Annotated in this window: 18 protein-coding genes and 1 tRNA gene; 13 read left to right on the top strand and 6 right to left on the bottom strand. The window is 69.1% G+C overall.

The annotated features are described in order from the left end of the window. The first annotated feature begins 15 nt into the window (after positions 1-15). The 4 genes from FBZ90_RS27335 to dinB all read left to right on the top strand — a co-directional run bounded on the left by FBZ90_RS27335 (position 16) and on the right by dinB (position 2976). Positions 16-92 (top strand) — tRNA-Met (locus FBZ90_RS27335). Between the two features lie 304 nt (positions 93-396). Continuing rightward, on the top strand, positions 397-1257 hold the full coding sequence (locus tag FBZ90_RS27340; RefSeq protein ID WP_145736848.1) for a mechanosensitive ion channel family protein: 861 nt from the start codon (positions 397-399) through the stop codon (positions 1255-1257). Between the two features lie 187 nt (positions 1258-1444). Beyond that, complete coding sequence (locus tag FBZ90_RS27345) at positions 1445-1792, top strand: hypothetical protein (protein ID WP_145736851.1); 348 nt, start codon at positions 1445-1447, stop codon at positions 1790-1792. A gap of 110 nt (positions 1793-1902) precedes the next feature. Then, the gene (gene dinB / locus FBZ90_RS27350) at positions 1903-2976 is read left to right on the top strand and encodes a DNA polymerase IV (RefSeq protein WP_145736854.1); all 1074 of its coding nucleotides are present in this window, start codon (positions 1903-1905) and stop codon (positions 2974-2976) included. Positions 2977-3164: 188 nt separating this feature from the next. Here dinB and FBZ90_RS27355 read toward each other — a convergent pair whose 3' ends face one another. Beyond that, positions 3165-3872 carry an alpha/beta hydrolase gene (locus FBZ90_RS27355; protein WP_145736857.1) on the bottom strand — a complete coding sequence of 236 codons (708 nt, stop codon included), beginning with the start codon at positions 3870-3872 and terminating at the stop codon, positions 3165-3167. Positions 3873-4131: 259 nt separating this feature from the next. Here FBZ90_RS27355 and FBZ90_RS27360 point away from each other — a divergent pair, with 259 nt between their 5' ends. The 3 genes from FBZ90_RS27360 (at position 4132) to FBZ90_RS27370 (ending at position 7900) form a co-directional block, all read left to right on the top strand. Next, positions 4132-4749, top strand: a complete 618-nt coding sequence (locus FBZ90_RS27360; RefSeq protein WP_145736859.1) for a glutathione S-transferase family protein — start codon at positions 4132-4134, stop codon at positions 4747-4749. Positions 4750-4835: 86 nt separating this feature from the next. After that, on the top strand, positions 4836-6914 hold the full coding sequence (locus FBZ90_RS27365) for a 2Fe-2S iron-sulfur cluster-binding protein (protein WP_145736862.1): 2079 nt from the start codon (positions 4836-4838) through the stop codon (positions 6912-6914). Between the two features lie 95 nt (positions 6915-7009). Beyond that, a complete protein-coding gene (locus FBZ90_RS27370) occupies positions 7010-7900 on the top strand; it encodes a LysR family transcriptional regulator (RefSeq protein ID WP_145736865.1) in 891 nt (296 codons plus the stop codon). Positions 7901-7909: 9 nt separating this feature from the next. On the opposite strand, the gene FBZ90_RS27375 is transcribed toward FBZ90_RS27370, so the two are convergent. Then, positions 7910-8671 (bottom strand): FadR/GntR family transcriptional regulator, encoded by a 762-nt coding sequence (locus FBZ90_RS27375; protein ID WP_145736868.1) that lies wholly within the window; start codon positions 8669-8671, stop codon positions 7910-7912. Positions 8672-8820: 149 nt separating this feature from the next. Here FBZ90_RS27375 and manD point away from each other — a divergent pair, with 149 nt between their 5' ends. From manD to FBZ90_RS27390, 3 genes are all read left to right on the top strand, one after another. After that, positions 8821-10032 carry a D-mannonate dehydratase ManD gene (gene manD / locus FBZ90_RS27380; protein WP_145736872.1) on the top strand — a complete coding sequence of 404 codons (1212 nt, stop codon included), beginning with the start codon at positions 8821-8823 and terminating at the stop codon, positions 10030-10032. A gap of 141 nt (positions 10033-10173) precedes the next feature. Next, the gene (locus tag FBZ90_RS27385) at positions 10174-12885 is read left to right on the top strand and encodes a glycoside hydrolase family 2 TIM barrel-domain containing protein (protein ID WP_145736874.1); all 2712 of its coding nucleotides are present in this window, start codon (positions 10174-10176) and stop codon (positions 12883-12885) included. Beyond that, a complete protein-coding gene (locus FBZ90_RS27390) occupies positions 12882-14033 on the top strand; it encodes a LacI family DNA-binding transcriptional regulator (RefSeq protein WP_246130896.1) in 1152 nt (383 codons plus the stop codon). The genes FBZ90_RS27385 and FBZ90_RS27390 overlap by 4 nt, the downstream gene beginning before the upstream one ends. On the opposite strand, the gene FBZ90_RS27395 is transcribed toward FBZ90_RS27390, so the two are convergent. Next, positions 14030-15454: a class I SAM-dependent methyltransferase gene (locus tag FBZ90_RS27395; protein WP_145736877.1), complete on the bottom strand. Its 1425-nt coding sequence runs from the start codon at positions 15452-15454 to the stop codon at positions 14030-14032. The two genes, FBZ90_RS27390 and FBZ90_RS27395, sit on opposite strands and share 4 nt — an antisense overlap. 216 nt (positions 15455-15670) lie before the next feature. On the opposite strand from FBZ90_RS27395, the gene FBZ90_RS27400 reads away from it, so the two are divergent. Together FBZ90_RS27400 and FBZ90_RS27405 are read left to right on the top strand one after the other, a co-directional pair. Continuing rightward, positions 15671-17344 carry a methyl-accepting chemotaxis protein gene (locus FBZ90_RS27400; RefSeq protein ID WP_145736879.1) on the top strand — a complete coding sequence of 558 codons (1674 nt, stop codon included), beginning with the start codon at positions 15671-15673 and terminating at the stop codon, positions 17342-17344. A gap of 148 nt (positions 17345-17492) precedes the next feature. Continuing rightward, positions 17493-18590 (top strand): alpha/beta fold hydrolase, encoded by a 1098-nt coding sequence (locus tag FBZ90_RS27405; RefSeq protein WP_246130897.1) that lies wholly within the window; start codon positions 17493-17495, stop codon positions 18588-18590. 13 nt (positions 18591-18603) lie between these two features. On the opposite strand, the gene pip is transcribed toward FBZ90_RS27405, so the two are convergent. Beyond that, on the bottom strand, positions 18604-19566 hold the full coding sequence (gene pip / locus FBZ90_RS27410; RefSeq protein WP_145736882.1) for a prolyl aminopeptidase: 963 nt from the start codon (positions 19564-19566) through the stop codon (positions 18604-18606). Positions 19567-19578: 12 nt separating this feature from the next. Continuing rightward, a complete protein-coding gene (locus tag FBZ90_RS27995) occupies positions 19579-20628 on the bottom strand; it encodes an outer membrane lipoprotein (protein WP_186456074.1) in 1050 nt (349 codons plus the stop codon). Between the two features lie 183 nt (positions 20629-20811). On the opposite strand from FBZ90_RS27995, the gene FBZ90_RS27420 reads away from it, so the two are divergent. Next, on the top strand, positions 20812-22203 hold the full coding sequence (locus FBZ90_RS27420) for an LLM class flavin-dependent oxidoreductase (protein ID WP_145736886.1): 1392 nt from the start codon (positions 20812-20814) through the stop codon (positions 22201-22203). Here the strand turns inward: FBZ90_RS27420 and FBZ90_RS28190 are convergent. After that, on the bottom strand, positions 22200-22856 hold the full coding sequence (locus FBZ90_RS28190; protein ID WP_211102378.1) for a TetR/AcrR family transcriptional regulator: 657 nt from the start codon (positions 22854-22856) through the stop codon (positions 22200-22202). The genes FBZ90_RS27420 and FBZ90_RS28190 overlap by 4 nt on opposite strands. Positions 22857-23030: the final 174 nt, after the last annotated feature.

The raw sequence follows: 23030 nt of genomic DNA on the forward strand, positions 1-23030 counted from the left end.
CCATGCACCAACATCCGCGGGGTGGAGCAGCCCGGTAGCTCGTCAGGCTCATAACCTGAAGGCCGCAGGTTCAAATCCTGCCCCCGCAACCAAATTACCCAGAACCCCGTCAGCACCTCGCTGGCGGGGTTCTGGCGTTCTGGGGTCAAAACTCAGGCCCAGTTCGGGGTGGCGGTGTCGCGGCACCGCCCTATCTTGCTTATACGCGCTGCATTTGAACGTGACCGTTCAAATGCCCCCTCAGTCGCCGGGCGGCGGACATCCGTCCGCCCAGGCTTATCCTCGCTGCGCCCTGCGGTGCTCGCTCCGGCGGCCCCAGTCGGGGTCTACAGCGGCACGAGTCACTATCTCGTGCCGCTGGCGTTTATCCCCGTGGCCAACCGGAGCTTCCCTCGCATGCACCTGACTATGCCCGTCCTGGACCTTCCCGTGCTGGACTCCGTGGATCAGAAGACCCAGGCTTTCCTGGTCAGCCTTAATGCCCTGATCCCCTGGGTCGTGACCAATGGCGTCAACCTGCTGGCCGCGATCCTGATCCTGCTCATCGGGCTGTGGCTGTCCGGCAAGGCCGGCCGCATCGTCTCCACCGTCCTGGCCCGCACCCCGCAATTCGACGCCATGCTGCGGGGCTTCTTCGCCAGCCTGGCGCGCTACGCCGTGCTGACCCTGACCGTCCTGGCGGTGCTGGCCCAGTTCGGCATCCAGACCGCCAGCCTGGTCGCCGTCATCGGCGCCGCCGGCCTGGCCATCGGCTTGGCCCTACAGGGCACATTGTCCAGCCTGGCGGCCGGCGTCATGCTGCTGATCTTCCGGCCCTTCAAGATCGGCGACAAGGTGCAGGTGGGCGGCGCCACCGGCACGGTTCGCGACCTGTCGCTGTTCTGGACCGAGTTGATCTCCGACGACCAAATCCAGATCATCATTCCCAACAACAGCGTCTGGGGTCAGGCGCTACGCAACATGAGCGTCCATCCCACCCCGGCCCATGCTGGCGAGCTGCGCTTCCGCATTCCGGAGACCAGCGATCTGGAGGGCGTTGCCGAGGTGGTGGGTCGCATCGTGGCCGCCGATTCCCGCATCCTGCCTGGCCCCACCGTGCTGTTCGACCGTTCCGGCGACGCGCGGGCCTTGGATGTCGTCGTGGGCTTCTCCACCGCCGAGGACATCGTGCCCGCCGTGAAGAGCGATCTGATCCGTGCCATCCATGCGGTCGAACTGCCCGCAGCGACGCCCCAGGGCAGGGTGCCCGTGGCCTGAGCATGGCTCAGAGGCCCGAGGCTTTACGGCCCCCGGCGCCGCGCCGGCAATGACGCAAGTCACCTATGGCCTTCTTGGACCGCATGGCGGCTGAGCGACTGACACCGTTGTCTATTATCTCGCAGGTGCCATATTGGTGTTCGCAGTTGCAGCAAATGCTGCGCGCCCTATCCAATAGAGGTTCATCATGTCGCGCTCCATCGCCGCCCATTCCATCCTGTTTTCCGCCGTCGTCGCCGGTGCCGTGGGCCTGGCGACCGTGGCCCGGTCTGAGACCCTGACCGCCGACACGGCCCTGAAGGCCAAGTTCGACGCCGTCGACGTCAACCTCTACTACCATCCGACCAAGGCCGGTTACCAGGTGGTGGTCACCGCCGGCACCCAGGACCCGGCCAGCACCGTCCGTTTCGTTTCCACCCTGGCGCCCGAGCAGGAAGCGGTGGTTTCCGTGCCCCGGGGTGCCGGCCAGCAGGCCCTGGAACTGCACCTGCGCCGCGTCGGCGACCAGCTGGAACTGGTGCGCCCGGTTTCCTGAAACCGTCTGGCGGTGAAAGGGCCCGCCGGTGATATGAGCCGGTGGGAAGAGAGGCATCTGTGATGATGTTCTCTCTCTGTTCATGATGACTCTGCTAAGATGCCGGGGCTATGACCAGCCCCGGCATCCGCAAGATCATCCACGTCGACATGGACGCGTTTTATGCGTCCGTGGAGCAGCGCGACAACCCGCAGCTGCGCGGGCGTCCCGTGGCCGTGGGCTATGGCGCCAAGCGTGGCGTGGTCGCGGCGGCCAGCTATGAGGCGCGGGAGTACGGCGTGCGCAGCGCCATGCCCTCCACCACCGCCCTGCGCAAATGCCCACCCCTGATCTTCGTGCCGCCCCGGTTCGAGGTGTACCGCGCCATCTCCCGCCAGATCCGGGAGATATTCGCCGACTACACCGACCTGATCGAGCCGCTGTCGCTGGACGAGGCCTATCTGGACGTGACCGAGAACCGCCGGGGCCTGCCCACGGCGACGGCCACCGCCACGGAAATCCGCGCCCGCATCAAGGCAGAGACGGGGCTGAACGCCTCCGCCGGCGTCTCCTACAACAAGTTCCTGGCCAAGCTGGCCTCCGACCACCGCAAGCCCAACGGCCAGTTCGTCGTGCCGCCGGGTTATGGCGAGGCGTTTGTCGAGACCCTGCCAGTGGGCAGGTTCCACGGCGTGGGTCCGGTGACGGCGGAAAAGATGAACAGCCTGGGCATCCACACCGGCGCCGACCTGCGGCGGCAGACCGTCAGCTTCCTGCAAACCCACTTCGGCAAGTCCGGCCCCTGGTATCACGCCATCGCCCATGGCGAGGACCACCGTCCCGTGGTGTCCGACCGCCCGCGCAAATCCTCCGGTTCGGAAACCACTTTCCTGGAGGATTTGACGGAGCCGGCGGCCGTGGAGCAGGGGGTGCTGTCCATGGCGGATGAGGTGTGGGCCTGGTGCGAGAAGGCCCAGGCCTTCGGCCGCACCGTCACGGTGAAGATCAAGTACGGCGACTTCCGCCAGGCCACCCGCAGCCGCACCCTGGCCGCCCCCGTGGTGTCGCGGGAGACGTTGCGCACCATCAGCGTCGACCTGGTGCGCACCGTCTATCCCCTGCCCACCGGCGTGCGCCTGCTGGGCGTCACGGTGTCCAGTTTCGAGGCGGCGGGACCCCCGGCGCAGTTGGAGTTCGGGTTCTGATCCCCGCGCCCCGCCTGCGCCGGGCTGGGGCTTATACCAAGTAGCGATGATCCTGACCTATGGCCAGGCTCATCGCCCTCAGTCGCCGGCGCCGCCATCCGGCGGCTTGGCTTCCGCGCCTTATGGCGCGCGGCGGCGGTCGCCGCCGATACCAAGGAGCGATGAATGGGAATCATCGCTCCTTGGTATTAACCGGCGACGGCCGCGACCGCGTCGCCGATGACCTTGGCCACCGCCTCCGGCATCGACAACAGGGACAGGTGGCTGGCCTTCAGCTCCGTGGTTTTCGCCTTCATCTGCACGGCCAGCGCACGCTGCAGCTCGACGCTCACGATGCGATCCTCGCTGGAGATGATGTACCAGGTGGGGCGGCTGGACCAGGCGGCCTGGGTGATGGTGTCGGTGAAGGTGCGGCCCGCCAGCGGCGGCTGGAGCACGGCCAGCAGCCGCGCCTCCTCCTCCGGCAGGTCCTGGCCCACGTCCTGCACCCAGCCGTCGACGCTCAAGGTCAGGAAGCCGGTGCCGTCATCAATGATCTTGCCCAGGGCCGGCGGGGCGGCATGCGCGCCCACCAGGTCGCCGGTGCTCTGGCCCACCCCCGGGGCGAAGGCGGCGACATAGACCAGCGCCTTCACCTTCGGGTCGTTGCCGGCTTCGGTGATCACCGTGCCGCCCCAGCTGTGCCCAACCAGGACGACGGGGCCGGGAATGGTGTTCAGCACCCGCCGCGTCGCGGCCACGTCGTCGGCGAGGGAGGTGGTGGGGTTCTGGACGGCCACGACGGGCAGGCCAGCCTTCAGCAGCAGGCGGATGACGGGCTGCCAGCTTGAGCCGTCGGCCCAGGCGCCGTGCACCAGCACAACGGTGGGGGCGGTGGAGGAGGGGGGGATTTCCATGGGCGTCAACTCCGGATCAGGGGCACCGCTTGGTGCGGTTGCTCCATCTCTAGGCAGGGGGGCGGTCCCGGTATTGTCGAATCCTCAAGGCGTTGGTGTTTTCGTTTCCCAATTTCGCGGGCGCAGGCTTCGTGGCGGATTATTACGCTGCTGACACTAATGAAGTGTCGACTGTGGCAATTCTCCTCAAGAGCCGATTGAACGACCCTCTGGTCGATGGCCCGGGAATGGACCCGGGCGCGAAATCGGGAACCAGATCATGAAGCTCCACCACCATCCCCTGTCAGGTCATGCACACCGGGCGCGCCTGTTCCTGTCGCTGCTGGGGCAACCGCACGACCTGGTCGAGGTCGACCTGATGTCGGGTGCGCACAAGAAGCCGGAATTCCTGGCGCTCAACCCCTTTGGCCAGGTGCCGGTGCTGGAGGATGAAGGCACCGTCGTTTCCGACTCCAACGCCATCCTGGTCTATCTCGCCCGCAAGTTGGGCCGTACCGATTGGCTGCCGGAGGATGCCCAGGGGGCCGCCGCCGTCCAGCGCTGGCTGTCGGTCGCGGCGGGAGAGGTGGCTTACGGCCCGGCGGCGGCCCGCCTGGTCACCCTCTTCGGCTCCAAGCACAATGCGGAGGAGGTCATCGGCCGGGCGCACGCCCTGCTGAGGACGCTGGAGGCCTGGCTGGCCACCCGTGATTGGCTGGCGGCCGACCATCCCACCATCGCCGACGTGGCGCTGTACAGCTACGTGGCCCGCGCGCCGGAGGGCAATGTCGACCTGTCGCCCTATCCCCGCGTCACCGCCTTTCTGCGCCGCATCGAGGCGCTGCCGGGCTTCGTCCCCTTCGCCGAGTCGGCGGTGGGGCTGTCGGCGGTGAAGTGATGGGGGCCAAGTGAAGGGGACCAAGTAACGGGTATGGCGCTGGTGCGCCCTGGGGCGCACCGGCTTGGGATGAAGGGGAGGCGGACATGGCTGACACGGCATCTGACGGGGCGTTGACCAAGCTGGCGGTCTGGCATGCCGGCGAACGCGCGATCCAGGAACGGGTGGGCGTGGCGGAAAGAATGGCGGCGGTGGGGCAGCGGGTGATCCGTGACCACATGCCCGGCCAACATCGCGACTTCTACGCCCAGATCCCCTTCATCGTGGCGGGCAGTGTCGACCATCGCGGCGACGCCTGGGCCACCCTGCTGGCAGGGCGGCCGGGCTTCATCGCCGCGCCGACGCCCCGGACGCTGGAGATCGACGCGCGGCCCGACCCCACCGACCCGGCGGCGGAGGGCATGGCGGCGGAAAAGGCCATCGGCCTGCTGGGCATCGAGCTGCACACACGGCGCCGCAACCGGGTGAACGGCATCCTGCGCTCCGGTCCTGGCCCCTTCCATTTCCAGGTCGACCAGAGCTTCGGCAACTGCCCGCAATACATCCAGCTGCGTGACGTCCGTTTCGTGCGCGACCCCGCCGACCTGTTTACGGGCCCCGTGTTGGAAAGCGCGACGCTGGATGAGGAGGCGCGGCGCATGATCGCGGCGGCGGATACCTTCTTCGTCGCCTCTTATGCCGAGCGGGAGGACCGCCGCCAGGTCGACGTCTCGCATCGTGGCGGCAAGGCGGCCTTCGTCCGCGTGGCCGAGGATGGCACGCTGACCATTCCGGACTTCGCCGGCAATTTGTTCTTCGCCACGCTGGGCAACATCCTGGAGAACGGCAAGGCCGGGCTGGTGTTCATCGACTTTGAAACCGGCGACATGCTGCAATTGACCGGCGATGCCCAGGTCATCCTGGACAGCCCTGAGGTAGCGGCCTTTCAGGGGGCGGAGCGTCTGTGGACCTTCCGCACCCGCCGGATGGTGCGCCGGCCCGGCGCTTTTCCGTTGCGCTGGGAGTTCCAGGAGGATGGCTGGTCGCCCAATTCGCTGATGACCGGCGACTGGGCCCAAACCGCCGACCGCCTGCGCGCGGCGGACCTGGCCACGCGCTGGCGCCCGTTCAAGGTGACCCGCGTCGTGGAGGAAAGCGCCAGCATCCGGTCCTTCCACCTGATGCCGGACGATGGCGCCGGCCTGATCCCGCATGTGGCGGGGCAGCACCTGCCCATCCGGCTGAGCCTGCCGGGTGCGGACAAGCCGGCGATCCGCACCTACACCTTGTCGGTGGCGCCGTCCGATGCCGTCTATCGCATCAGCGTGAAGCGCGATGGCCTGGTTTCCAGCCACCTGCACGACCATGTCCATGTGGGCGACATCATCGAGGCGCGGGCCCCCGCCGGGGCCTTCGCCATCGACGCCCGGCAGAAGCGGCCCGCCGTGCTGCTGGCCGGCGGCGTGGGCATCACGCCGATGTTGGCCATGCTGCGCCATGTGGTTTACGAGGGCCTACGGACGCGGGGCATCCGCCCGACGATCCTGTTCCAGGCCGCCCGGTCCAAGGCCGACCGGCCCTTCGACGCCGAACTGGCGGAACTGGTGGCGGCGGCCCAGGGGGCGGTGCGCGTCGTTCGTGTGCTGAGCGACACCGCCGACGCGGAAGAGGGCGTGGACTATGACGCCGGCGGCCGCATCGACATGGCCCTGCTGGGCCGCTTCCTGCCCTTCAACGACTATGACTTCTACCTGTGCGGCCCCGGTCCCTTCATGCAGGCGCTGTATGACGGCCTGCGCGGCCTGAACGTCGCCGACGACCGCATTTATGCCGAGGCGTTCGGCCCGTCCGCCCTGGTGAGGACGGCGCCGGTCACCGCCTTCGTCCCGCCGCGCGCCCTGCCGGCGACCGCGCCAGTGCCGGTGGTCTTCACCCAGTCGCTGAAGGAGGCCCGCTGGACGCCGGAGTCGGGGACCCTGCTGGAGCTGGCGGAGGCGCGCGGCCTCAGCCCCGCGTTCAGCTGCCGCTCCGGAACCTGCGGCAGTTGCCGGACCAAGGTGCTGTCGGGGGCCGTGAGTTATGTGACGGAGCCCACGGCGCCGGTGGCGGCGGATGAGGCGCTGATCTGCTGTTCCGTTCCGGCCGCGCCGGCCGACGGCGCCGGCCCGCTTGAGCTGGCGCTCTGACGCGCGCCTGGAGAATCACAAAGCTTTTCCTGCCGAGGCCGGATGCCTCTAATGGAGCCGGCTTTGGTTCAGTTGATGGGTGGGGGACGAGGGCTATGGATCGCTGGCAGGCCATGCGCATCTTCGTGAGGGTGGCGGAGTTGGAGAGTTTCGCCGCCGCCGCGCGCACCCTGCATCTCAGCGCCCCGGCGGTGACCCGCACCGTGGCGGCGCTGGAGGAGGCCATCGGCACCCGGCTGTTCGTGCGCACCACGCGGTCGGTCAAGTTGACGGAGGCGGGCGGCCGCTATCTGGATGATTGCCGGCGCATCCTGGCGGACATCGTGGAGGCGGAGGCCGCCGCCGCCGGGTCCTACGCCACGCCCTCCGGATCACTGACCGTCACGGCCTCCCTACTGTTCGGGCAGATGTACGTGCTGCCCATCGTGACGGAATACCTGGATGCCTATCCCGCCATGACGGCGCGGACCTTCTTCGTCGATCGCCCCGTCAACATCGTGGAGGAGGGCATCGACGTGGCCGTCCGCATCGGCCGATTGCCGGATTCCGGCTTCACCGCCATCCGGGTGGGATCGATCCGCCGCGTGATCTGCGGGGCGCCCGCTTACTTCGAGAAGCACGGCGTGCCCCTGACGCCGGCCGACCTGAAGGACCACCGCATCGCCGCCTCCACCAGCGCCTGGGCGTCCCCCGAATGGCGCTTCGCCGGGGACCAGCGCGTCGTCCTGCATCCCGCCCTGTCCTGCAACACCAACGAGGCGGTGATCGCCGCCGCCGCCGCGGGCTGGGGCCTGACGCGGGTGCTGCACTATCAGGTGGGGCCGGCGCTGCGGGAAGGCCGGCTCCGCATCGTGCTGGATGAGCATGAGGAGCCGCCGCTGCCCATCCATGTGCTGCATCCCGAGGGGCGGCACGCGCCGGCCAAGGTCCGCGCCTTCATCGACCTAGCGGTGGACCGCCTGCGCGGCAATCGCCTGTTGAACTGATTCAACGCGTCAAAGGCCGCCGCGCCGCCGCAGTTCGTCGCGCTTGGCCGCCACCTCGGCGCGGGCGCGCTGCACGGCCTCCATCTCGGTCGCCGCCAGCAGCCCTTCGATGACCCGGCCCAGATGGTCGCGCATCGCGGCGCGGGCCGCCTGGCCATCGCGGGCGGCCAGGCTGTGCAGGATGCGCTGGTGCTCCTCCACCCTGGGCTGGTCGCCGACCGTGCGGGCGCGTTCCAGCATGGCCATGCACAGCGGCGACTGGTAGCGCATATCCCACAGCTGCTCGACCACCCCGACCAGCGCGGTGTTGCGGGTGGCGCGGGCGATGGCCAGGTGGAAGCGGCGGTCGGCCTGCTCCCCCACCGCGTTGCGCGCGTTCTCCTCCCCAATCTCGGCCACCAAGGCGGCGAGTTCCGCCAGCTCGTGGTCCGTGATGGTGGTGGCCGCCAGGGCGGCCACCTCGCCCTCCACCAGGCGCCGCGCCTCGGTCAGTTCGAAGGCGCCGATATCCAGCTCCGCCGCCGACTCGCTGGCTGGCGCCTGGTCCGTGACATAGATGCCGGAGCCGTGCCGCGCCTCCACCAGGCCCAGGATTTCCAGGGCGATCATGGCCTCGCGCACCGTGGGGCGGCTGACATCGAAGGTTTCCGCCAGGTCGCGTTCGGAGGGCAGGCGCTGGCCGGGGGCGTGGACGCCTTGGCGGATATCGGCGGCGATGGCATCGGCGACCTGGCGGTACAGCCGCAGGCCGTTGGCGGGAAGGGGCAGCATGGGGGCGCTCTGACCGGATGAAGGACGGCGGATGCCAGGATAGGGCACCGGGCGACCCCGGCACCAGTCCAATTTCGCCACATTGACAGGCCTCTTTTCCTATGAAAGACATAATTGGTAAGGCCAATTTATCGGTGAAGGTTGCCCTGATGTTGAAGATCAAGGACGCCCGGGTGGTGGTCACCTGCCCGGGCCGGAATTTCGTGACGCTGCGCATTGAGACGGCGGACGGCGTCTACGGCCTGGGCGACGCCACCTTGAACGGGCGGGAGCTGGCGGTGGCCAGCTATCTGACCGACCATGTCATCCCCTGCCTGATTGGCCGGGACGCCCACCAGATCGAGGACATCTGGCAGTACCTTTACAAGGGTGCCTATTGGCGCCGCGGCCCCGTGACCATGTCGGCCATCGCCGCCGTGGACATGGCGCTGTGGGACATCAAGGCCAAGGCGGCCAACATGCCGCTGTACCAGTTGCTGGGCGGCGCCTGCCGCACCGGCGTCATGGTCTATGGCCACGCCAACGGGCAGACCGTCGAGGAGACGGTGGAGGAGGCGCTGAAATACCGGGCCATGGGCTACAAGGCTATCCGCCTGCAATCCGGCGTGCCCGGCCTGCCGTCCACCTACGGCGTGTCGAAGGACAAGATGTTCTACGAGCCGGCGGACGGGTCGCTGCCGACCGAGAACGTTTGGTCCACCGCCAAGTACCTGCGCGCCGTGCCGCAATTGTTCGAGGCCGCGCGCCTGGTCCTGGGCGAGGAGGTGCACTTGCTGCATGACGTGCATCACCGCCTGACGCCCATCGAGGCGGCACGCCTGGGCAAGAGCCTGGAACCCTATCGTTTGTTCTGGATGGAGGACCCGACGCCGGCGGAAAACCAGGAGGCTTTCCGCCTGATCCGCCAGCACACGACCACGCCCCTGGCGGTGGGGGAAGTGTTCAACAGCATCTGGGACGCCAAGGACCTGATCCAGAACCAGTTGATCGACTATATCCGTGCCACGGTGGTGCATGCCGGTGGCATTACCCATCTGCGCCGCATCGCCAACCTGGCGGATCTGTACCAGATCCGCACCGGCTGCCACGGCGCCACCGACCTGTCGCCGGTGACCATGGCGGCGGCCCTGCACGTTGGCCTGTCCATCCCCAACTTCGGCATCCAGGAATACATGCGCCACACGGTAGAGACGGATGCCGTCTTCCCCCACGCCTACACCTTCCAGGACGGCTCCCTGCACCCGGGCGATGCGCCGGGCCTGGGCGTCGACCTGGATGAGGCGTTGGCCGCGAAATACCCCTACAGCCGCGCTTTCCTGCCGGTGAACCGGCTGGAGGACGGTACCCTGCACAGCTGGTAAGGTTCTGGCGTCCTTTCCTTCGCCCCCTGCCGTTCTATCCTTTTAGCGGCGTATCGACGGGCGGGGTGCGGGGCGAGGTCATCTGGTATGACCACTTGGCCGGCACCGGCGCCCGTTGTTAAGATGCCTGAGGAAGCACCCATGTCGTCTCGTATCCACCGCCTGAACGCCACGCGCCTTCGCCGTATCCCGGCGGCCGCCGCCATCGCCGTGGGGGTGGTGAGCGGGGCGGCCAGCGGGGCCTGGGCGGGGGAGCGGGCCGATTTGCCGCTGGGCGCCGGGTGGCGCTTTCACCAGGGCGACGTCGCCCCGGGAAAGCAGGGGGGGCCTGAGGCGCCCGCCTTCAACGACAGGGGCTGGGCCAGCGTTTCGCTGCCCCATACCTGGAACCATCTCGGGGGGACCGCGCAGCGCACGGCCGACTACAACGCCACTCGGGGGGCTGGCTGGTACCGCCTGCGCTTTACCCCGCCGGCCAATTACGCCGGCCGCAAGGTCTGGCTACAGTTCGACGGCGCCAGCATCAATGCCGAGGTCTGGCTGAACGGCGTGAAGCTGGGCGCCCACCAGGGCGCCTTCGGCCGCTTCCGCTTCGACGCCACGGCGGCGCTGAAGATGGGCAAGCCCAACGTGCTGGCCGTCCGCACGGACAACTCCAGCCCGGCAGCGGCGGGGTCGCCCACGGCGGAGGTCATTCCCATGTCAGGTGACTTCTTCCTGTTCGGCGGCCTCTATCGCGCGGTGTCATTGATCGCCACCGACCCCGTGCACATCGACATGATGGATTCCGGCGGACCGGGGGTCTACGCCCACACCGCGTCCCTCGACGGCGCCGCCGGCATCGAGGTGGACAGCCGGGTGACGAACGACGGCGCCAAGGCGCAGCCGGTGGTGGTGAAGACCGCCATCGTCGACGCCGCCGGGGCGACCGCGGCCAGCGACAGCCAACCCCTGACCGTGGCGCCCGGCACGGTGGCGGAACCGCAGCAGACCCTGACCGTGCCCAACCCACACCTATGGGATGGTCGCAGCGACCCCTACCTGTATCAGGTGGTGACGCGGGTGGAGACGGCGCAGGGCCAGCTGTTGGACCAGGTGACCCAGCCCCTGGGCATCCGCAGCTTCCGCTTCGACCCGGACCAGGGCTTTTTCCTGAACGGCAAGCATGTGGCGCTGCACGGCGTTTCGCGCCATCAGGACCGGCCGGGCAAGGGATGGGCCATCAGCCCGGCCGACCAGGCGCAGGACATGGACATCATGCTGGACCTGGGCATCAACACCCTGCGGCTGGCCCACTACCAGCACGACCAGGCCATTTACGACCTGGCGGACAAGGATGGCGTGGTCGTCTGGGCGGAAATCCCGCTGGTGAACCGCACCGCACCGGAAACGCCGGAGGGGGACAAGGGCGTGACGTCGCCCGGGTTCGCCGCCAACGCCGAGAGCCAGCTGCGTGAGCTGATCAAGCAGAACTACAACCACCCCAGCGTCGTCACCTGGTCCATCGGCAACGAGGTGAACCTCATGGCCGCCGCCGGCCATGGCGTCAGCAATGCCCGGCCGCTGCTGACGCGCCTGAACCAGGCGGCGTATGAGCTGGACCACACCCGCCCCACCACCATGGCCGACTGTTGCGAGCCCTGGCCCGACCAGCCCAAGCCGGGCGTGGACAGGGTGGCGGAGATCACCGACCTGCTGGGCTACAACCGCTATCAGGGCTGGTACTACGACAAGGCGGAGGATCTGGGCCCGGTGCTGGACCGGCTGCACGCCCTGCACCCCCGCCTGCCGTTGGCGGTAAGTGAATACGGCGCCGGCGGCGCCCTGTCGCAGCATACCGACCAGGTGCAGGCCGGCACCAGCCAAGGGGGCGTGGTCTACCCCAAGGGCCATTTCCATCCCGAAGAACTGGAAAGCCGCCTGCATGAGATCTGGTGGGCGCAGTTGAAGGCGCGCCCCTACCTGTGGGGTACCTTCATCTGGACCATGTTCGACTTCGCCAGCGATAGCCGGACGGAGGGTGACATGATCGACACCAACGACAAGGGCCTGGTCTCCTACGACCGCACCGTCAAGAAGGACGTGTTCTTCTTCTATAAGGCAGATTGGAGCGACCAGCCGGTGCTGCACCTGAACGGCCGCCGTTATGTCGACCGCGCCTATCCCGTGACCGACGTCGAGGCCTACAGCAACGCGGCGTCCGCGCGCCTCAGCCTGAACGGCCGCGACCTGGGTGCGGCGGCCTGCCCCGACCATGTCTGCCGTTGGCCGGCGGTGCATCTGGATGCCGGTGACAACGTCTTGACCGCCACGGCCGAGATCAAGGGCCAATCGGTGAGCGACAGCATCACCTGGCGCTTCGCCGGCAAGCCGGACGAAATCCACATCCGCGCCGGCGCGTCGGCCGGCCTGATCAGTGCCGCCGGCGCCCGCTATGGCTCCGACGCCTTCGCCACCGGGGGCGAGCCGCATGACCGCAACCCGGCGCCGGAGCAGGGAAGGCCGGACAAGACCATTCCCCCCGTCACCGGCACGCCCGATCCCAAACTGTACGAGACCTATCGGGCGGGCGCGTTCGGCTATCGCGTCCCGGTGCCGGCCGGGCGCTATCAGGTCACGCTGCGCTTTGCCGAGCCGATGCTGGCGGCGGGGGCGCGCGCGTTCGACGTGGCCGCCAACGGCCATGTCGTGCTGCAGCACCTGGACGTGGCGGCGGAGGCTGGTGGCCCGCTGGCGGCGTTGGATCGGACGGTGACGGTCGAGGTGACGGGCGATGGGGGCCTGGCCCTGGACTTCCGCCCCGTCACCGGCCCGGCGCTGGTGTCTGCCATCGACGTGGTGCCGGCGCGGTGAGCGGGACGGAGACGCCCAGGCCCCGCCGGCGGCGGGCGGTGGCGGGCGACGGCCGGCTGGCCGTGGCTTCGGCCGTTCCGGACGCCGGCGTCCCGGATATTCCCGCCTGGACCCTGGCCCGGGCGCCCACCATCAATGATGTGGCGCGCCTGGCCAAGGTGTCGAAGAAGACGGTGTCGCGGGTCATCAACCAATCACCCCATGTCCACGACGCCACCCGGGCGGTGGTGGACGCGGTGGTGGCCCGCATCGGCTATGTGCCCAGCCCTCAGGCGCGGGGGCTGGCCATCAACCGATCCTTCCTGCTGGGCCTGATCTACGACAACCCCAACGCCCAATACATCGTGAATGTCCAGGGCGGCATCCTGGAAGCCTGCCATCGCGAGGGGTTTGAGCTGGTGGTCCATCCCTGCCGCCAGGTGGCGCCCGGCTTCCTGGCGGAGGTGAAGACCTTCGTGCAGCGGCAGAACCTGGACGGCGTCATCCTGGTGCCGCCGTTGTCGGAGGATGCGGCCCTGGTGGCCCTGCTGCGGGCCATCGGCTGCCGTTACATGCGCCTGATGTCCGTGCCCCTGGATGAGCCCGAGGCCATGGTGCTGCACACCGACCGCACCGGCGCGGCGGAGGTGGGGGCCCACCTGGCCCAGTTGGGTCATACCAAGGTGGCGCTGATCACCGGACCGCAGGGCTATCGGTCCACCCACGAACGGCGCGAGGGATTCGTGGGCGCGCTGGCCCTGCACGGCGTGACCGTGCCCGAGTCCTGGATCGTGGAAGGCCTCTACACCTTCGAGACGGGAGAGGCGCGGGGGGTGGAATTGCTGGCGGGCCCTTACCGACCCACCGCCATCTTCGCCAGCAACGATGAAATGGCGGCCGGCGTCTACAAGGCGGCCTACCGCCTGGGCATTAACATTCCGCGCGACCTGACGGTGGTGGGCTTCGACGACACGCCCTTGGCGTCGCGCATGTGCCCGGCCCTGTCCACCGTGCGCCTGCCCATCCACGACATGGGCCGGCTGGCGGCGGAGCGCCTGATCGGCCGTATCAACGCGGGCGGGGCGGGCGGTGCCAAGGCTAAGCTGGCCCAGCCCCTCACCGTGACCCCCCGGCTGGTGGTGCGCGAGTCCTCGGCCAGCCCGCTTTAAAAGTCGGCGCCCGGCAGGTCCACCGGCAGGCCGGCGGTGTCGCTCAGGGTGACACGCAGGGCGCCGGATAGGGACGGGGCGGCCAGCGCCACCTCCGGCTGGCCGTCGGCGCGGGCGGCGGCCAGGGCCGCCTGGTTGAAACGGCGCACGCTGTCGCTGGCGGGGTCCACCTGGGCGCCGCTGACGATGGGGCGAGCATATTCCGCGCCGACAAGGACCTGCAGCGCCTGGATCTGGTCGGCGGCGGTCCACTCGTTCAGCGGCGGCACGCCCACCAGGTCGTCGAAGGTGGTGGCACCAGCCGCCAGGCGATCCAGCAGCGGCCCGAAGATACCTTCGTGCAGGGCCACGTCGCCGAAGGACCGCGGCACCACCAGGGGACAGTCCGTCCGCCGGCGGGCCAGGGCATAGCGCGTCTCGCGGTGAGCGGCGACCAGGGCGTTCAGGTTCAGGGGCGCCAGGTCGCAGGCGTAGATGTCGCGGCGGAACTGGCGGTTCAGCGCCATGTCGCGCACCCCCTCGCGCAGCAAGGCCGTGGGCATGGCCGCCATCAGGGCGCGCGGCTTCTCCGGCACGGCCAGCAGGGGCACGTTGTCCGCCGCGGTGCCGGACCCGATGAATCCGGCGCCATGGTTGGCCATGAAGGTCGCCATCTCCTTGTGATAGAAGACGCGCCAGTATTCATTCAGGTACTCATGCACCACATACCCGGCGTCCAGGGTCTCGATGGACTGCAGCTGCTGCTCGATCGCCGGGTTGGATTCGAAATAGAGCGCGCCCGTGTCCGCCATCTGCCGCAGAAAGGCGCGGACCTTGTTCACCCGCTCCTCCACCGTGCCGGTGGTGACGGCATAGGCATCCACCATCAGGGCGCGGATGGGCATCTTCCCGGCCCAGCCCGGCTGGCAGTTGTAGCTGGCGTAGACGATGCCGCCGGGCTTCAGCCGGCGGCGGATGACGGCGCCGATCTCCCGCCGCACCGTCTCGCTGACCCAGCTCATGATGCCGTGCATGACGATGAAGTCGCAGTCGGCGATGGGGCCGTTCTCCTCCATTGCCAGGTCCTGGAAGCTGGCGGCGCTGAAACCGGCGTTGGCGATCCCGGCGGCGCGGCGCAGGTTCTCGGCGCTGCGGACGTGCACCGGGTTGAAGTCCACGCCCATGAAGTGGCCCTGCGGGAACAGGCTGGCGAACAGCAGGGGGCTGTAGCCATGGCCGCAGCCCAGGTCCAGATAGCGGAAGGGCTGGTCCAGGCGGGGCGCCTGATAGCCGCACTGCAAGGCGGTATAGGCGATCGAGGACGGGTTCAGTTCCTGGTAATAGCGGCGCGGATAGGCGATGCCCGTCACGTAGCGATGCACGTCGTCCTGCGCCGCGCCCTCGGGCGTGCCGCCGCCGGGGATGGCCTTGTTGCCGCTCATCGACCGTGGTCCTTCGCACTTCTGTTGGTTGTTGGGCAGACCTTGGCCCGAGGCGTCGCCGCTGTCGAGAGTAAAAGGCGTCCGTCATCTCAAAACGCGCCGACAACATGGCGGGCCAGCGGATTCGGCGTATCACGTCAAAGGGTAACAGAGCGCTTATAAACTGTGACCCTGTGGTTGAATACTGCGCGCTCGATAGCATTTACGGTGAATTTTATGAATCTCGCTCTGCGCCCCAAATTGTTGGCCGCCTTCGGGGGCCTGTTACTGCTGACCATCGCCATCAGTCTGCTTTCCCTGTGGAAGATCGGCACCATCAACAGCGCCGCGGTGGAAATCCGCACCCTGTGGCTGCCGTCCATCGACGCCATCGGTGACATGAAGGCTTACACCGCCCGCCAGCGCATCGCCGCCAGCCGGGTGGCGGTGGCGGCCGATGATGCGGCGCGGGGGGAGGCGATCAAGCTCTACGGCAAGCAGACGGCGGATCTGGCGGCCGCCCTGCAACGCTTCGACGCCATCGGCGTGACGGGGGAGGCGGCCGCGCTCTACGGCAAGTACCAGGCGCTGCGCGGGCCGTACGAGGCGGCCATGGCCGCCGCCTTCGAGCTTGCCAAGCAGAACCGCGAGCAGGCGGAAAAGGCCATGAACGGCGAGATCGTGCAGACCTTCCGCAAGGTGCAGGAGGCGTTGGAGGCGCTGGCCACCTACGACCGGCAGGGGGCGGCCAAGGCTAATGAGGTGGTGCAGTCGGCCTATAGCCACGCGCTGTGGAGCATCGTGATCGCGGCGCTGGTGGCGGTGGCGCTGTCCATGGCCGCCGTGCTGTGGCTGGACCGGGATGTGGCGCAGCCGCTGGCTCGGCTGGCCGGGATCATGCGCCGCCTGGCCGACAAGGATTATGGCTTCGCCCTGGAGGGCACGGCCCGCGGGGATGAGGTGGGCGACATGGCCCGCGCCATCGACGTGTTCCGCACCGGCATGCGGCAGGTGGACGAGCTGGCGGCCGCCCAGGCGGCGGAGGCGGCGGCCAAGACCGAACGGGCCAACCGGGTGGACGCGCTGGTCCAGACCTTCGACACCGATGTCGCCCACACCCTGCAGTCGGTCAGTCAAGCCTCCACCGGCCTGCATGAGACGGCGGAGAATCTGACCCGCATCGCCGACACCGGCGCCCGCGACGCGGTGGCGGTGGCTGGTGCCTCGGAACAGGCGGCGGCCAATGTTCAGACGGTGGCCGTGGCGGCGGAGGAACTGGGCGCCAGCATCGGTGAGATCGGGCGCCAGGTGGCGGTTTCCGCCAGCATCGCCGCCAAGGCGGTGGCGGAGGCGTCGCGCACCAACGTTGCCGTCAGCAGCCTGACGGAGGCCGCGCAGCAGATCGGCGCGGTTGTGGCCCTGATCAGCGACATCGCCGGCCAGACCAACCTGCTGGCGTTGAACGCCACCATCGAGGCGGCGCGCGCCGGCGAGGCGGGCAAGGGCTTCGCCGTCGTGGCCAGCGAGGTGAAGGCCCTGGCCAACCAGACGGAGCGGGCCACCAGCGATATCCGCCAGCAGATCGAATCCATGCAGGCCGCGACGGGGGAGGCCGCCGGCGCCATCGCCGCCATCGGCCAGACCATCGGGGAAATCGACCACATCACCACCACCATCGCCGCGGCGGTGGAGGAGCAGGGGGCCGCCACCCAGGAAATCGCCCGCAACGTGGCCGAGGCCGCCCGTGGCACCAGCGAGGTCAGCGCCGGCATGAACGGCGTGCGCGAGGTCGCCGGCGAAACCGGCAGCGTGGCGGGCGAGGTGCTGATGGCGGCTGACGACCTGTCCGCCCAGGCGGAATCCCTGCGCACCCGCGTCTCCACCTTCCTGGCCGCGCTGCGCACCGCCTGACGGGCGCGTCGGCCCGGTGGCGCGGCCCGGTGGCGCGGCCTGGTGAAAAGTCGGTTCTTGAAAGGCCGGCGCTCCGGGTGGGATGGTTCGGCGACAATAGGATAAGGGCCCCTGCCGCCATCGCGGCGGGCCCCTGGCAGAAGGATCTATGATGAAAGCCTGGCTCTCCTCCCTCGCCCTCGCCGCCGCCCTGTCGGTGGCGGGCGTGGCCGGTGCCGCCGACAGCACGCCCACCCACCCAGGCCAGCCCAGCTATCCCAACCAGATGGAGGGCGACGTCGTGGTCCGCGACTTCGCCCTGACCAATGGGGAGCATCTGGCCAACGCCAGGTTCCATTACATCGCGCTGGGCACGCCGCAGCGTGACGCCTCGGGCGCCATCACCAATGGGGTGCTGCTGCTGCATGGCACCACCGGCAGCGGCCGCAATTTCCTGAACCCCAGCCTGGGCGGGGAGCTGTTCGGGCCGGGGCAGCCACTGGACGCCGCCAAGTATTTCATCATCCTGGCGGATGGCATCGGCCATGGCGGCTCCTCCAAGCCGTCGGACGGGTTGAAGGGCCGCTTTCCCCACTACGGCTATGTCGACGCGGTGGAGGGGCAATACCGGACCGTGACCGAAGGCCTGGGCATCAAGCACCTGAAGCTGGTCGCCGGCACGTCCATGGGGGGCATGCAGACCTGGATCTGGGGGGAACGGCATCCGGACATGATGGACGCGCTGATGCCCATCGCCTCGCAGCCCGTGGCCATTTCCGGCCGCAACATGCTGTGGCGCCAGCTCATCATCGAGGCCATCCGCAACGATCCGGAGTGGAAGGGCGGCGACTACACCGCCCAGCCGACCGGCTACACCCGCGCGCTGCCCATTTTCCAGATCATGGTCAACAACGCCTCGATCCTGCAACAGCAGGCCCCCAGCCGCGCGGCGGCCACCACCCTCTATGACCAGTGGGTGGCGGACTATGCCAAGACCGTGGACGCCAACGATTATCTTTACTGGTTCGAATCGTCCTACGACTACGACCCCGGCCCGGAACTGGAGAAGATCAAGGCCAAGCTGGTGGCCGTGAACTTCGCCGACGACCTGCTGAATCCGGCCGAGTTGGGTGTGATGGAGGCGGCCATGAAGCGCATCCCCCACGGCCGCTACGTCCTGATACCGGCCTCGGACCAGACGCGCGGCCACCAGACCCTGACCCAGGCCAAGGTTTGGAAGGGCGCGCTGGAGGACGTGCTGAAATAAGCGCCGGGGCGCGTCAGCGCTTCCCGGCGTAGCGGTCGGTGGCGCGGATCAGCTGGTCCAGGATGCCGGGTTCGGCGTGGGCGTGGCCGGCGCCCTCGATCAGGTGGAAGTCCGCCTCCGGCCACGCCTTGTGCAGGGCGTAGGCGTAGCGCGCGGGGCAGGGCATGTCATAGCGGCCGTGGACGATGGTCGCCGGGATGTGGCGGATGCGGCCGACGTCCCGCACCAGCTGCCCTTCGTCCAGCCAGGCGCCGTGCATGAAGTAGTGGTTCTCGATGCGGGCGAAGGCCAGGGCGAAGTGCCCGTCCTTGAAGGGGGCCGAGTATTCGGGATTGGGCAGCAGGGTGACCGTCTCGCCCTCCCAGATGGTCCAGGCCTTGGCCGCCTCCAGCTTGGCGGCATCGTCATCGCCGGTCAGGCGGCGGTGATAGGCAGCCATCATGTCATGACGCTCCGCCTCCGGTATCGGCGCCTGGAACCGTTCCCACTTGTCAGGGAACAGTTCCGACGCGCCGAACTGGTAGTACCAGAGCAGTTCACCCTTGGTCAGGGTGTAGATGCCGCGCAGCACCAGTTCGCTCACCCGCTCGGGGTGGGTCTCGGCATAGGCCAGCGCCAGGGTCGACCCCCAGGAGCCGCCGAACACCAGCCACTGGTCCACGCCGATCTTCTCGCGCAGGCGCTCGATATCCGCCACCAGGTGCCAGGTGGTGTTGGCCTGCAGGCTGGCATGGGGGGTGGACTTGCCGCAGCCGCGCTGATCGAACAGCAGCACGTCGTACAGCGCCGGGTCGAACAGCTGCCGGTGCCCCGGGCTGATGCCGCCACCGGGGCCGCCATGCAGGAAGACGGCGGGCTTGGCGCCAGGGGTGCCGCACCGCTCGTAATGGATCACATGCCCGTCGCCCACATCCAGGGTACCGGTCTCATAGGGCTCGATGGCGGGATAGAGGGGGCGCAACGCGGTCGTGGTCATTGGGGCGCGTCCTCAGTTCGATGAGCCGGTGGTAGTGGCGGGCGGCTCCGCTTCCGCCGGGATCCAGCCAGTCTTGGGCGCGGTCGCCTCCGGTGCCGGTTGAGCCGCAGGCGCGGGGTCGGCCTTGGGCGGCTCCGCGGGCGTATCCGGCTTGGGCTCCACAGGCGGCTGGGCGCTGGGCTGCGCAGGGGCCTGGGCGGCAGGGGCCTGTGCGGCGGGGGCCTGTGCGGCGGGAGGTTGGGCAGCGGAGGGCTGCGGCGCCGGCTGCGCGGCGGGCGTGGGGACCTGGGGCGCGGTCGACGGCGGAGACGCCGGGATGGCCTCCGCCGGTGTCGCGGGGGCGGCCTCCGGCGTGGTGGTCGGGGTTGCCGCCGGTGAGGGGGCCTGGGGCGTTGCGGCCTGGGGTGTGGGTGCCTGCGGCGTGGGGGCCAGGGGGGCCGACGTCACGGGCGACGGCGTCACGGGGGCCGGCGCCACCGGGGTCGGGGTCGCCATTGGGGCCGGCGCCACGGGCGCGGGCGCCGCCGGGGCGGGCTTGGCCGGCTTTTCCGGCTTCGGCTCGGGCTTGGGTTCCGGCTTCGGTTCGGGCTCGATGTTGACGGTATAGTCGGGAACGATGCGCGCCTGGCTGCCGGTGATGACCAGCACCTTCTGACCCAGCGGGATGGGCGTGGGCTCGCGCTGGGTCACCGACAGCAGGTCGCCGTTGGGCTTGCGCACGATGTATTCCCAGCCGGTGGTGTCGCCGGTCATGTGTTCCGCGCTGGTGCCGACGATGGTGCCCACCACGGTCCCGCCCACGGCGCCCAGGGCGCTGTTGGGGCCGATCTGGGAGCCCAGGATGCCGCCGGCCGCCCCACCCGCCACGGCGCCCACCGTGCCGCTGGCGCTGATCGACACCTGGCGGAAGCCGATGATGACGCCCGGCTCGGCCTTGTTGGCCTGCTGCACGGCGGTGGCGTTGTAGGTGTTGGGCGAGTAGTCGGCGGCGCACCCGGCCAGCAGGGCGGGGGCGACAAGGGCGACAGCGGCCGTCAGGCCGAACCGGAGGGATCGCGACACGGGGGGAACCATTCCCTGGAAACGACCGGGGCAGGGGATTGCCCCGGAGATGCGGCATGGAACAGCCCCGTGTCATAGGAGATCCGCCCCCGGGTGTCACTTGGCAATTTCATGGCGGCAATGTGGTCGACTTGCCATCATGGCCCGCCGGCCCCCGTCTCACGGTCCATCGGACACCCGCCCATGAAGCAGATTCGCCTCAACGCCTTCGATATGAACTGCGTCGGCCACATCCATCAGGGCCTGTGGCGCCACCCGCGCGACCGTTCGACGCAATACACCGACCTTGCCCATTGGGTGGACCTGGCCCGCACGCTGGAGCGGGGCCTGTTCGATGGCCTGTTCCTGGCGGATGTCCTGGGTGTGTACGACGTTTATCAGGGCGGGCCGGATGCCGCGGTGCGCGCGGCGGTGCAGGTTCCGGTGGGCGATCCGCTGCTGCTGGTCCCGGCCATGGCGGCGGCCACCACCCATCTGGGCTTCGGCGTCACCGCCAATCTGAGTTACGAGCCGCCCTACACCTTCGCCCGCCGCATGAGCACGCTGGACCACCTGACGGGTGGCCGCGTGGGCTGGAACATCGTCACCGGCTATCTCGACAGCGCCGCCCGCGCCCTGGGCCTGGATGGCCAGGCGGCGCACGATGACCGCTACGCCATGGCCGAGGAGTATATGGACGTCGTCTACCGCCTGTGGGAAGGCAGCTGGGCCGACGACGCCGTGCGCCGGGACCGCGCGGCCGGTGTCTACGCCGATCCGGCCCGCGTGCGCGCCATTCGCCACCACGGCCCCCATTTCCGGACGGAGGGGGCGCATCTGTGCGAGCCGTCGCCGCAACGCACACCGGTCCTGTACCAGGCGGGGTCCTCGGACCGGGGGCGCCGGTTCGCCGCCGCCCATGCCGAGTGCGTCTTCGTCAATGGCGGGCCCAAGCCGCATGTCGCCCGCCTGGTGGCCGACCTGCGCGGCCTGGCCCGCAGCCTGGGGCGCGACCCGGCCGACCTGAAGGTGTTCGTGGGCGCCACGGTGGTGGTGGCGGAGACCGACGCCCTGGCCCAGGCCAAGCGGGCGGACTATGAACGCTATGCCAGTGTGGAGGGTGCGCTGGCCCACGCCTCCGCCTCCTTAGGAATCGATTTCGCCGCCCAGGACTGGGATGACCCCATCCGTGCCGGGCAAAGCCAGGCGGTGACGTCGAACATCGAGAACCAGGCCGCCCGCCGGCCGGACAAGGTGCTGACCCGGCGCGGCCTGGTGGAGGGGCTGAGCCTGGGCGGGCGCCAGGTGCCCATCGTCGGCGGGCCGGCCACGGTGGCGGATGAGCTGATGGCCTGGGTGGAGGAGGCGGACGTGGACGGCTTCATCCTGGCGCGCACGGTGACACCGGAATGCTTCACCGATGTCATCGACCTGGTGGTGCCGGAGTTGCAGCGGCGCGGCGCCTACAAGACCGCATACACCCCCGGCACGCTGCGGGAAAAGCTGTCCGCCCCCGGTGACCGGTCAGGTGGCTCCCCGCGTGGCCCCCGGTTGCCTGACACGCATCCCGGCGCCAGCCGGCGCTGGCGGCCCTAAGCCAGCGCGTCCGCTATGAACAAGCCGGCGGCGTGGACCAGGCCCGCCTGGGCCTCATGCCCCTGCGCCAGATCGGGCTCGTCGCCCAGGGCGGCGGCCCCCTTCATCATCTGCAACAGGGTGACGGCCATGGCGGCCGCCCGCTCCGCCGGCAGGGTGGGGGACTTGGCGCGCAGGACGGCGGCGATGGCCTGGCGCAGGCGGGCGCGCAACTGTCCTTGTTGCGCCACCATGTCCGGCCGCGCGTCGATCAGGGCGAAGGCGGCGGCGCGCTCCACCCTCAGGCTGGGCAGCACGGCCAGCAGGGCCGCCGCCAGCGCGTCCGGGGACAGGGCGGCGGCGCGCGATTCCAGATCGATCAGCAGCGCCACCAGCGCGTCCGCATATTGGGTCAGCAGGGCGTCGGCCAGCACGGCCTTGGTGGGGAAGAATTGATAGAGCGAGCCGATGGGCGCCCCCGCCCTGGCCGCGATCTCCGTCATCGTGGCGGCGTCATAGCCCTTTTCCGCGAAGACGGCGCTGGCGGCGGCCAGCAGGGCGGCCACGCGGGCGCGACCCCGTTCGCGGGATGGCATCTTGGGTGCGGCCGTGGATGGGGCGATGGGGACAGCGGTGGCCGGGGTGGCGTCGGTGGTTGACTTTTGTGAGGACATTCTCATAAATCTTTTCATGAGGATGCCCTCATATTCTCATCCCGACACCCTGTCGTCCATCCCCCCCTGATGAGGTTGCCATGAGATACCGTCAGGTTGATCAAGATTTTTTGTCAGCCAGCGAGCTTTGGCACGAAGGGCTTTCGGGCCTTAGCGACGGCGTAAACGGCGACG

It is taken from the genome of Nitrospirillum pindoramense (genome assembly GCF_007827955.1).
GTDB lineage: Bacteria > Pseudomonadota > Alphaproteobacteria > Azospirillales > Azospirillaceae > Nitrospirillum > Nitrospirillum amazonense_B.

Bases quoted from the DNA above. Each gene is read 5' to 3' on its own strand.
- FBZ90_RS27340 (WP_145736848.1), top strand. From the start codon at position 397: ATGCACCTGACTATGCCCGTCCTGGACCTTCCCGTGCTGGACTCCGTG.
- FBZ90_RS27345 (WP_145736851.1), top strand. From the start codon at position 1,445: ATGTCGCGCTCCATCGCCGCCCATTCCATCCTGTTTTCCGCCGTCGTC.
- dinB (WP_145736854.1), top strand. From the start codon at position 1,903: ATGACCAGCCCCGGCATCCGCAAGATCATCCACGTCGACATGGACGCG.
- FBZ90_RS27355 (WP_145736857.1), bottom strand. From the start codon at position 3,872: ATGGAAATCCCCCCCTCCTCCACCGCCCCCACCGTTGTGCTGGTGCAC.
- FBZ90_RS27360 (WP_145736859.1), top strand. From the start codon at position 4,132: ATGAAGCTCCACCACCATCCCCTGTCAGGTCATGCACACCGGGCGCGC.
- FBZ90_RS27365 (WP_145736862.1), top strand. From the start codon at position 4,836: ATGGCTGACACGGCATCTGACGGGGCGTTGACCAAGCTGGCGGTCTGG.
- FBZ90_RS27370 (WP_145736865.1), top strand. From the start codon at position 7,010: ATGGATCGCTGGCAGGCCATGCGCATCTTCGTGAGGGTGGCGGAGTTG.
- FBZ90_RS27375 (WP_145736868.1), bottom strand. From the start codon at position 8,671: ATGCTGCCCCTTCCCGCCAACGGCCTGCGGCTGTACCGCCAGGTCGCC.
- manD (WP_145736872.1), top strand. From the start codon at position 8,821: ATGTTGAAGATCAAGGACGCCCGGGTGGTGGTCACCTGCCCGGGCCGG.
- FBZ90_RS27385 (WP_145736874.1), top strand. From the start codon at position 10,174: ATGTCGTCTCGTATCCACCGCCTGAACGCCACGCGCCTTCGCCGTATC.
- FBZ90_RS27395 (WP_145736877.1), bottom strand. From the start codon at position 15,454: ATGAGCGGCAACAAGGCCATCCCCGGCGGCGGCACGCCCGAGGGCGCG.
- FBZ90_RS27400 (WP_145736879.1), top strand. From the start codon at position 15,671: ATGAATCTCGCTCTGCGCCCCAAATTGTTGGCCGCCTTCGGGGGCCTG.
- FBZ90_RS27405 (WP_246130897.1), top strand. From the start codon at position 17,493: ATGATGAAAGCCTGGCTCTCCTCCCTCGCCCTCGCCGCCGCCCTGTCG.
- pip (WP_145736882.1), bottom strand. From the start codon at position 19,566: ATGACCACGACCGCGTTGCGCCCCCTCTATCCCGCCATCGAGCCCTAT.
- FBZ90_RS27420 (WP_145736886.1), top strand. From the start codon at position 20,812: ATGAAGCAGATTCGCCTCAACGCCTTCGATATGAACTGCGTCGGCCAC.
- FBZ90_RS28190 (WP_211102378.1), bottom strand. From the start codon at position 22,856: ATGTCCTCACAAAAGTCAACCACCGACGCCACCCCGGCCACCGCTGTC.